The organism is Pantoea sp. SIMBA_079 (assembly GCF_046940275.1).
Classification (GTDB): Bacteria; Pseudomonadota; Gammaproteobacteria; order Enterobacterales; family Enterobacteriaceae; genus Pantoea; species Pantoea borealis.
On record NZ_JAWRYR010000158.1, the window covers coordinates 1 to 301 of the forward strand.

Annotated in this window: 1 rRNA gene; it reads right to left on the reverse strand. The window is 52.2% G+C overall.

Going from position 1 to position 301, the window contains the following annotated elements:
* Positions 1–301, reverse strand: a 23S ribosomal RNA gene (locus SB719_RS19545); the annotation flags it as partial.

Here is a 301-nt window from a genome sequence, read left to right on the forward strand (position 1 = left end):
GCTCCATAAGGAGCTTCCCCATCACAGCTCAGCCTTCACGATAAGCGGATTTGCCTACTTATCAGCCTAACTGCTTGGACGTGCACAACCAATCGCACGCCTCTTCTATCCTTCTGCGTCCCTCCATTGCTCAAACGATAAAGAGGTGGTACAGGAATATCAACCTGTTGTCCATCGCCTACGCCTTTCGGCCTCAGCTTAGGTCCCGACTAACCCTGGGAGGACGAGCCTTCCCCAGGAAACCTTAGGCTTTCGGTGGACAAGATTCTCACTTGTCTTTTCGCTACTTACACCGGCATTC